Below are 7845 nucleotides of genomic sequence, written 5' to 3' on the forward strand. Positions count from 1 at the left end.
CAGATGACGGGGAGTGGGTCGCTCGGGTATGCCCTGGCTGCCAAACAGGCCCCGTCACGAACGGCGGCTTTTTACCGCCGCCTTCGGCCTATCAGTAGTGCAGCTTGCTGCTCCAGTCCGAGTAATGCGCCGGGCGTTTTAGGTGCACGCGGAACTGTTCGGCATTGGCGGGTGAGCTGCTCCACAGGTACAGGTGCTCTTTCCAGCTGCCGGACGCCCAGTTCTGCAGGTAGTAGTCAGTGCCGCGCACCGTGTCGCGGTCGCGCAGGCGAATGCTGTCGCCATCCTTGAGGCAGCCGTTGTTGTTGGGCAGCTCGATGCGTAGCTGGTTGGATGAATCGCCTGCCTTCATGTAATAGGCGTAGTTACCGCCGCCACCGCCCAGCCACCAGTTGAGCCAATGGCCGGGATGGCGACGTGATTCCACCTCGATATAGTCGCCACTGCGGATGCAGAAACTCTCCGGGTGATACCAGTTGCGCAGGCTGAACAGGCTTTCTGGCTCCAGCCCGCTGCCGTTGATTTTCACCCAGTCGTTGGCCTTGCTGCTGCCGGCGCGCAGGGTTTTGCCGGTGGTGGTGCTTTGCAAGACCACTTCGCCATAGAGGTTTTGTTGCGGTTTGCTGGCGCGGGTTGGCGTCGTGCTGTCGGCGCGAGTAAAGCCGGCCACTGGCGAGTGGTCGGAGTAGTCCTGAAATTGCCAGGTCGCGCCCGCCAGGTTGACCGTCCAGCGTGGCGCTGGGGTATCCAGGGCCTGGTTGTGCCAGAACGGCAGTTGTCGGTGGTTGCGCGAAACGAAGATGTAATCCAGGTATTCCGGGGCATGGTTGGGGTATTGGTAGTTGGCGATGCCGTTGCGCAGGGTATCAAAGGTGGTGTCGCTGCCGGCATAGCTGTCGGGTGCGTTGACCTGCAGGCGGGTGAGCATGTCGTGGTACTCGCTGCTGCCTTTGATTACGTTGAAGTCACCGCCAATAAACACCAGCTGATCGAGGGCAATGCCGCGGGCGCTGATGAAGTTCTGCAGTTCATCGAACTGGCTGGCCCGTACCGCCGTGCCTTTGCCATCCGGGCAACCGGTGTCCGCTGCCTGCGCATGGGTGCCGATGATATGCACGGCCTGGCCATTGCGATTGAGTTTGACGTAGACGAAGCCCTTGTTGGACAGGTAGTCCGCGCCGCAACCCTGGCTGTAGACATATTGCACGCGTTGTTCGATTGGCCAGCGGCTGACGATGGCTACGCCACCGTCTTCCGGCGTGGTATCCGAATAGGCGCCCAGCGTGGCATCCCAGCCCGTGCGGCTACGGCCGAGCACGGGCGTCTGAAACGGGTATTGGCTTTGCAAACCATTGAGCAGAATGGCCGACGCTGGGTTGTCGAACAGCTCGTTGAGAATCACCGCATCCTGGCCCTTGATATACGCCGCCTCAGCGATCAACGCCGCACGCTGCTGTTGGCCCCAGCCGGGTTTGATGCTGCTGGGCAGCAGGAACACGTTATGTGCCAGCAGTTTGAACTGCTCATCCGGGTTTGCCTGGGCAAAGGTCGGGGCGGATAGGGCAAGCGTACTGAAACACAGCAGTGGCAACAGACAGCGATGCATAGGGTGGCCTCCGGGTAGGGGAATGGCCAGTCTTCCAGTCACCGTTAACCGCGAGAATGATCGAAAGGTGGGTGGGCTAGACCAGCGCCAGCGCAGTCTGCTTGGCGAGAGTTACATCGGCATGACGCGGCTGTTACGAATCCGCTGCTGGTGGGTCGAGCAACAGGGCCAGCTTTAGGCGTTTGGGTAATTTGCCTACCACCAGCTGATGGGAGCGGGTCAGCAGTGCTTGCAGCTCGCCATCGTTCAGTGGGTAGGGCGCGGCCATGCTGATCCAGCGTGCGCGGGCCAGATAAGGCGCAGGGCGGATACCCGGGCGGTCGCAATAGCCGAGAAACAGGTCGGCATCGACCTTAAAGGCCAAGCCGTCATGGCTACCCAGGTGGAATAGGGCGAACATCTTGCTCTCGGCCACCGAAAACACCCGCACACCGCCCCATTTGATGTCCTCACGGGCACCCGGCAGGCTCAGGCAGAAAGCAGCAACGTGTTCGGGCGTCATAGCGGAATCACTCGCGGTAGAAAACCTGCACCAGATGATAGCCAAACTGGCTTTTCACCGGCCCGTGGACTTCACGTACCGGCTTCTTGAATATCACCTGATCAATCGCCCGCACCATCTGTCCTGGGCGCACTTCACCCAGGTCGCCGCCTTTCTTGCCGGAGGGGCAGGTGGAGTATTTGCGCGCCAGCACGTCAAACGCCTCGCCGGCGGCAATACGCTTTTTCAGTGCGGCGGCTTCTGCTTCGGTTTTCACCAGAATATGGCGGGCCATTGCCTTTGGCATGACGGGCTCCTCGGAATTCAATTGGCATATTGTGCCAGTATTTTCAGCCGCTTAGCGCTTGAGCCGGGCACGCGCCGATTTTCTCGGGAGCGATGCGTAATCTTGGCCTAACGTAATAAATCCAACTCGCGGGAAATCTCGTTATGGACCTCAACGCCATGCTGAAAATCCTGTCCAGCCAGGACGGGTCCGACCTTTATCTTTCCACTGGTGCGCCGCCCTGCGCCAAGTTCAATGGCGTGCTCAAGGCGCTCAGCGCCGAGCCGCTCAAGGCCGGCGAGGTGGCAGCCATTGCTGATTCGGTGATGGATAGCGCGCAGCGTGAGGAATTCGAGCGTGAGCTGGAGATGAACCTGGCGATTTCCATTCCCAGCGTTGGCCGTTTTCGCATCAATATCTTCAAGCAGCGCAACGAGGTGTCGATTGTCGCGCGCAATATCAAGATGGAAATTCCCAAATTCGAAGACCTCAAGCTGCCGGAAGTGCTGCTCAAAACGGTGATGGAGAAGCGCGGCCTGGTGCTATTTGTTGGCGGCACCGGTTCGGGCAAATCGACCTCGCTGGCGGCGCTGATCGACTACCGCAACCGTAACAGCGGCGGCCATATCATCACCATCGAGGACCCGGTGGAGTACGTGCACAAGCACAAAAAGTCGATCATCAATCAGCGTGAGGTGGGGGTGGATACCCGCAGCTTCCACGCCGCACTGAAGAACACCCTGCGCCAGGCGCCGGACGTAATCCTGATCGGCGAAATCCGCGACCGCGAAACCATGGAGCATGCCTTGGCCTTTGCCGACACCGGCCACCTGGCAATCTCTACGCTGCACGCCAACAACGCCAACCAGGCGCTGGACCGCATCATCAACTTCTTCCCGGAAGACCGCCGCCCGCAGTTGCTCAATGACCTGGGCAACAACCTCAAGGCGTTCGTCTCCCAGCGCCTGGTCAAGACCATCGACGGCAAGCGCCGGGCGGCGGTGGAGGTGCTGCTGGGCACGCCGACCATTCGTGATTTGATCAAGCGTAATGAGTTTTCCGAGATCAAGGAGATCATGGAAAAGTCGAAAAACCTTGGTATGCAGACCTTCGATCAGGCGCTGATCGACCTGGTCAACGATGGCTCGATTGATGAAGAAGAAGCGGTGAAAAACGCTGACTCGGCGAACAACGTACGCCTCAAGCTCAAACTCTATCGCGACAACCCAGGCACCTCAGCACCTGCCGCTGCGCCCGCGCCAGCGGCCGCCGCACCGACACCTGCTGCACCTGCGGCGCCCGCTACTTCGGCGGGAGAGTGGGGGCTGGAGTTGAAGCTGGAAGATATTGAAGAAGAACAGCTGCCTGAGGACCCTGGGCGCAAAGGTATTTGAACACCGGCGCCAATAGAGCGGCTTACCGCTAGCGTTGTTCGGGGCGGTAGGCGTCCTGAATACGCTGGATCATGCCTTCGGCGCGTAGCGCTTCAACGGCCTTGCGCAGATCTTCCTGCAACTGCGCATCGCAGTCTTTCGAGCAGGCCAGGTACATATCGGTACTGGCCAGCACGGGGCTCATCTGCAGTTTGTTGTTGCTTTGCGGCCATAGATACAACCCTTCCGGCACCCCGGTAAACCAGGCATCGACGCGCCCCAGCTCGAGCATGCGCGCAGGGTTATCGCCAAGCTTAAGGCTGACAATCTGCGTTTCGCTAAAGCCTTCGCGCTTGAGGATTTCCATCTGTGCTGTGCCATGACCGACGGCAATACGCCGGTAACGCTGACGCGCCTCGGCAAAGTCAGCCACCGGCGCATCGAGGCTGAAAAAGGCGCGTTCAAGTGGCGAAATGGCTGCAATCCAGGTGTACAGCGCTTCGCGCTCTGGAGTACGCGAGAGCGGGATGATCAGCAGATTCTGCCCGCGACTGACCCGCTGCTGCGCGCGGGCCCAGGGGGTTACATGGATATGGCTGAGGTAGCCCGCGCGGGCAATCGCGGCCAATGCCACATCGCCGACCATGCCGTAGCCGCCCTGAAAGCTGACAAAGGTCAGCGGCGGCGCGTCCGGCATATGCAGCTCCAGCGGTTCCTGTGCTGTTGCGCTTAGGCTCAGCGAGGTCAGCAGTACAGCGAGACAGATCCAGCGCACAGCCACGGCAGCACTCCAACAACGACTGGCTTGGAGTATAAGCACTGCGCGCCGGGCTCGGCTGGAGTTTTGGTACTTCAGTCCCGTAGTTCTGCCAGGTCGCGGTACAGCTCCAGCGCCTGCGGATTGGCCAGGGCATCGGTGTTTTTTACTGGTTTGCCGTGCACCACGTTGCGCACCGCCAGTTCGACGATTTTGCCGCTAATGGTGCGCGGGATATCCGCCACGGCAATGATCTTCGCCGGCACATGGCGCGGCGTGGTGTTGGCGCGGATCACCTGACGAATTTGCGTTTGCAGCGCGTCGGTCAGTTCGACGCCCTCGCGCAGGCGAACAAACAGCACCACACGCACATCGTCGTCCCACTCCTGACCGATGGCGATGGACTCCAGTACGGCCTCGACCTTTTCCACCTGGCGATAGATTTCGGCGGTGCCGATGCGTACGCCGCCGGGGTTAAGTACCGCGTCACTGCGGCCATGAATCACCAGGCCGCCGTGGGCGGTGATTTCCGCGTAATCGCCGTGGGCCCAGATACCGGGGAAGGTGTCGAAGTAGGCCGCCTGGAACTTGCTGCCATCGGCATCCTTCCAGAAGCCAATCGGCATCGAGGGGAAATGCTGGGCGCAGACCAGTTCGCCTTTTTCGCCGCTCACTGGTTGGCCGGCGTCATTCCACACCTGCACGTCCATGCCCAAACCCTTGCACTGCAGCTCGCCACGCCACACTGGCAGCACCGGGTTACCGAGGGCAAAGCAGGAAACGATATCGGTGCCGCCGGAGATGGATGACAGGCAGAGATCGGCTTTGATCTCGCGGTAGACGTACTCGAAGCTCTCGTGAGACAGCGGTGAGCCGGTCGACAGAATCGCCTTGAGCCGTTGCAGTTTGTGCGTGCTGCCCGGCTTGGCGCCGGCTTTTTCCAGTGCCGCGAGGAATTTGGCGCTGGTACCGAAGATGCTGATGTTTTCCGCATCGATCAGATCGATCAGGCGCTCGGCACCGGGATGGAAGGGCGAACCGTCAAATAGCACCAGGGTCGCGCCCAGGGCCAGGCCGGAGACCAGCCAGTTCCACATCATCCAACCGCAGGTGGTGTAGTAGAACAGCGTGTCGCAGGCCATCAGGTCGGTATGCAGGCCGAGTTCCTTCACATGCTGCAGCAGGGTGCCGCCAGTGCCGTGGACGATGCACTTGGGCACGCCGGTGGTGCCGCTGGAGTAGAGGATATACAGCGGGTGATCGAACGGTACCTGAGTGAACTCGGGTTCGCCGCCAGCCTGGTAGAAGTCTTGCCACAGCGCGACCTTGGCCGCTGAGTGGAAGTCGGCGGCGTTGGCCTGGGTATTGGAGTAGGGCACCACAATCAGCTGCGCAAGCGAGGGCAGGCGTTCGAGGATTTCATTGAGCTTGCTGGTCAGGTCGAGGTTCTTGCCTGCGTAGCGGTAACCGGCGGCGGCGATCAGCACCTTGGGCTCGATCTGGCCGAAGCGGTCGACCACGCCCTGGGTGCCGAAGTCCGGCGAACAGCTCGACCAGGTCGCACCGAGACTACTGGCCGCCAGCATGCCGACCAGGGTTTGCCAGGTGTTGGGCATAAAGGCGGCAACGCGGTCGCCACTACCGACGCCGGCAGCACGCAGGCTGCGTTGCAAACCCGCGACATGAGCGGCCAGCTCGGCGTAACTCAGCTGTTCGCGCGAACCGTCCTCGCCAATGGCGACCAGGGCCGGGTGGTTATCGCGGCGGCGCAGCAGGTGTTCGGCAAAGTTCAGCGTCGCGCCAGGAAACCAGTGAGCGCTGGGCATGGCGCTGCGTTCCTGCAGCACTGCCGTGGGCTGGGTGCTAAAACGGATGTCGAAGAACTCGATAACGGCCTGCCAGAAGGCTTCGCGCTGCGTCACGCTCCAGCTGTGCAGGGATGGATAGTCGGCCAGTTGCAGGCTGTGGCGCTGATTGACGAAGTGGCGGAAGCTGTCCATCCGCGTCGCCGCGATACGTTCGGCAGAAGGCGTCCACAAAGGCTGTTGCATGTTGGTTCCTCGAACTCTTGTTATGCCTGCGCAATGCGGGCTTATTGCTGCAAGCCTACTGGCTGGCGGATGGCTTGCGTCGAGCTGCGCGGGGCTGATCCTGATCGGCAGCCGCCGCGCCTGTAGCCACTGTGCAACGCTCCCAGGCAACCTGCAGCGAACCTGATGGGGGCGCTTTACAGTACGTAAATAAAACCTTACAGCCGACGTGGCCCGGATAAGCCCTGGCGCAATCCGAGGCTTATCCGGAGATGCTTCCCGGATTGCGCCGCGTGCCGCGGCTTATCCGGGCTACGCCGTCTACCAATCAGGCGTTGGCCAGTTTGGCCCGCGCCACCCGCGAGCCATTGGGTTTATCCAGTACTGTGCAAATCCGCTGGCCGGCGGCGATCAAGCGGCCCATATCAATACCGGTTTCGATGCCCAGACCCTCAAGCAGGTACAGCACATCTTCACTGGCGACATTGCCGGTGGCGCCCTTGGCGTAAGGGCAACCACCCAGCCCCGCGACTGAACTGTCGAATACGCTGATGCCTTCCAAGAGGCTGGCGTAGATATTGGCCAAAGCTTGGCCGTAGGTATCGTGGAAATGCCCGGCCAACAGATTACGTGGCACCTCGCGGCCGACCACGTTGAACAGGTGACGGGTTGCCCCAGCGGTGCCGGCCCCGATGGTGTCGCCTAGGGAAACCTCATAGCAGCCCATGGCATATAGCTCACGGGCCACGCTGGCGACTTGCTCGGGTGGCACGCTGCCGTCATACGGGCAGCCCAACACGCAGGACACATAACCGCGCACGCGAATGCCATGCTGCTTGGCGGCGTCCATTACCGGGACAAAACGCTCAAGGCTTTCGCTGATCGAGCAGTTGATATTTTTCTGCGAGAAGGCTTCCGAAGCCGCAGCAAATACCGCCACTTCCTTGACTCCTGCTTCTAGAGCGCCCTCAAAACCTTTCAGGTTGGGTGCCAGCGCGGCGTAGACGATGCCTGGCAACTGCTGAATCTGCGCAAACACCTCGGCGCTGCCCGCCATCTGCGGCACCCACTTGGGCGAAACGAAGCTGCCCACCTCGATATAGCCCAGGCCTGCGGCAGACAGGTCATCGACCAGGCGCACCTTGTCGGCCACGCTGATCGGCTGTTTCTCATTCTGCAAACCGTCGCGCGGGCCGACTTCGACCAGGCGCACTTGTTTGGGTAGGTTCATCGTTGCCTCGTTGTTTATTTCGATGGGGCGCGCGCTTAGGTGAATTACTGCGTTGTAGGAGGCGCTTTAGCGGCGAGCTTT

At 60.9% G+C, this 7845-nt stretch carries 7 protein-coding genes; 1 reads left to right on the plus strand and 6 read right to left on the minus strand.

Annotated elements, in window-relative coordinates; translation table 11 throughout:
• Positions 1-91 precede the first annotated feature (91 nt).
• From sph to Q8M42_RS18725, 3 genes are all read right to left on the minus strand, one after another.
• Entirely contained in the window at positions 92-1606 is a 1515-nt protein-coding gene (gene sph, locus Q8M42_RS18715) for a sphingomyelin phosphodiesterase (RefSeq protein WP_304869248.1), read from the minus strand.
• 133 nt (positions 1607-1739) lie between these two features.
• Positions 1740-2108: an MmcQ/YjbR family DNA-binding protein gene (locus tag Q8M42_RS18720; protein WP_304869246.1), complete on the minus strand. Its 369-nt coding sequence runs from the start codon at positions 2106-2108 to the stop codon at positions 1740-1742.
• Between the two features lie 7 nt (positions 2109-2115).
• Positions 2116-2394, minus strand: a complete 279-nt coding sequence (locus Q8M42_RS18725; RefSeq protein WP_160014225.1) for a peptidylprolyl isomerase — start codon at positions 2392-2394, stop codon at positions 2116-2118.
• A gap of 143 nt (positions 2395-2537) precedes the next feature.
• On the opposite strand from Q8M42_RS18725, the gene Q8M42_RS18730 reads away from it, so the two are divergent.
• Positions 2538-3767 carry a PilT/PilU family type 4a pilus ATPase gene (locus tag Q8M42_RS18730; protein WP_304869243.1) on the plus strand — a complete coding sequence of 410 codons (1230 nt, stop codon included), beginning with the start codon at positions 2538-2540 and terminating at the stop codon, positions 3765-3767.
• A 28-nt stretch (positions 3768-3795) separates the two neighbouring features.
• Here the strand turns inward: Q8M42_RS18730 and Q8M42_RS18735 are convergent, their stop codons facing one another.
• From Q8M42_RS18735 to Q8M42_RS18745, 3 genes are all read right to left on the minus strand, one after another.
• Complete coding sequence (locus Q8M42_RS18735; RefSeq protein ID WP_304869241.1) at positions 3796-4527, minus strand: ABC transporter substrate-binding protein; 732 nt, start codon at positions 4525-4527, stop codon at positions 3796-3798.
• A gap of 71 nt (positions 4528-4598) precedes the next feature.
• Positions 4599-6554, minus strand: a complete 1956-nt coding sequence (locus Q8M42_RS18740; protein ID WP_304869240.1) for an acetoacetate--CoA ligase — start codon at positions 6552-6554, stop codon at positions 4599-4601.
• A gap of 307 nt (positions 6555-6861) precedes the next feature.
• The gene (locus tag Q8M42_RS18745; protein WP_304869238.1) at positions 6862-7764 is read right to left on the minus strand and encodes a hydroxymethylglutaryl-CoA lyase; all 903 of its coding nucleotides are present in this window, start codon (positions 7762-7764) and stop codon (positions 6862-6864) included.
• Positions 7765-7845 lie beyond the last annotated feature (81 nt).

The sequence above is a fragment of the Pseudomonas sp. genome (assembly GCF_030684895.1).
GTDB lineage: Bacteria > Pseudomonadota > Gammaproteobacteria > Pseudomonadales > Pseudomonadaceae > Aquipseudomonas.

What these genes read in the sequence shown, in the direction of transcription:
- Q8M42_RS18725 (WP_160014225.1), bottom strand. Translation starts at nt 2,394, where the DNA reads ATGCCAAAGGCAATGGCCCGCCATATTCTGGTGAAAACCGAAGCAGAA.
- Q8M42_RS18730 (WP_304869243.1), top strand. Translation starts at nt 2,538, where the DNA reads ATGGACCTCAACGCCATGCTGAAAATCCTGTCCAGCCAGGACGGGTCC.
- Q8M42_RS18740 (WP_304869240.1), bottom strand. Translation starts at nt 6,554, where the DNA reads ATGCAACAGCCTTTGTGGACGCCTTCTGCCGAACGTATCGCGGCGACG.
- Q8M42_RS18720 (WP_304869246.1), bottom strand. Translation starts at nt 2,108, where the DNA reads ATGACGCCCGAACACGTTGCTGCTTTCTGCCTGAGCCTGCCGGGTGCC.
- Q8M42_RS18745 (WP_304869238.1), bottom strand. Translation starts at nt 7,764, where the DNA reads ATGAACCTACCCAAACAAGTGCGCCTGGTCGAAGTCGGCCCGCGCGAC.
- sph (WP_304869248.1), bottom strand. Translation starts at nt 1,606, where the DNA reads ATGCATCGCTGTCTGTTGCCACTGCTGTGTTTCAGTACGCTTGCCCTA.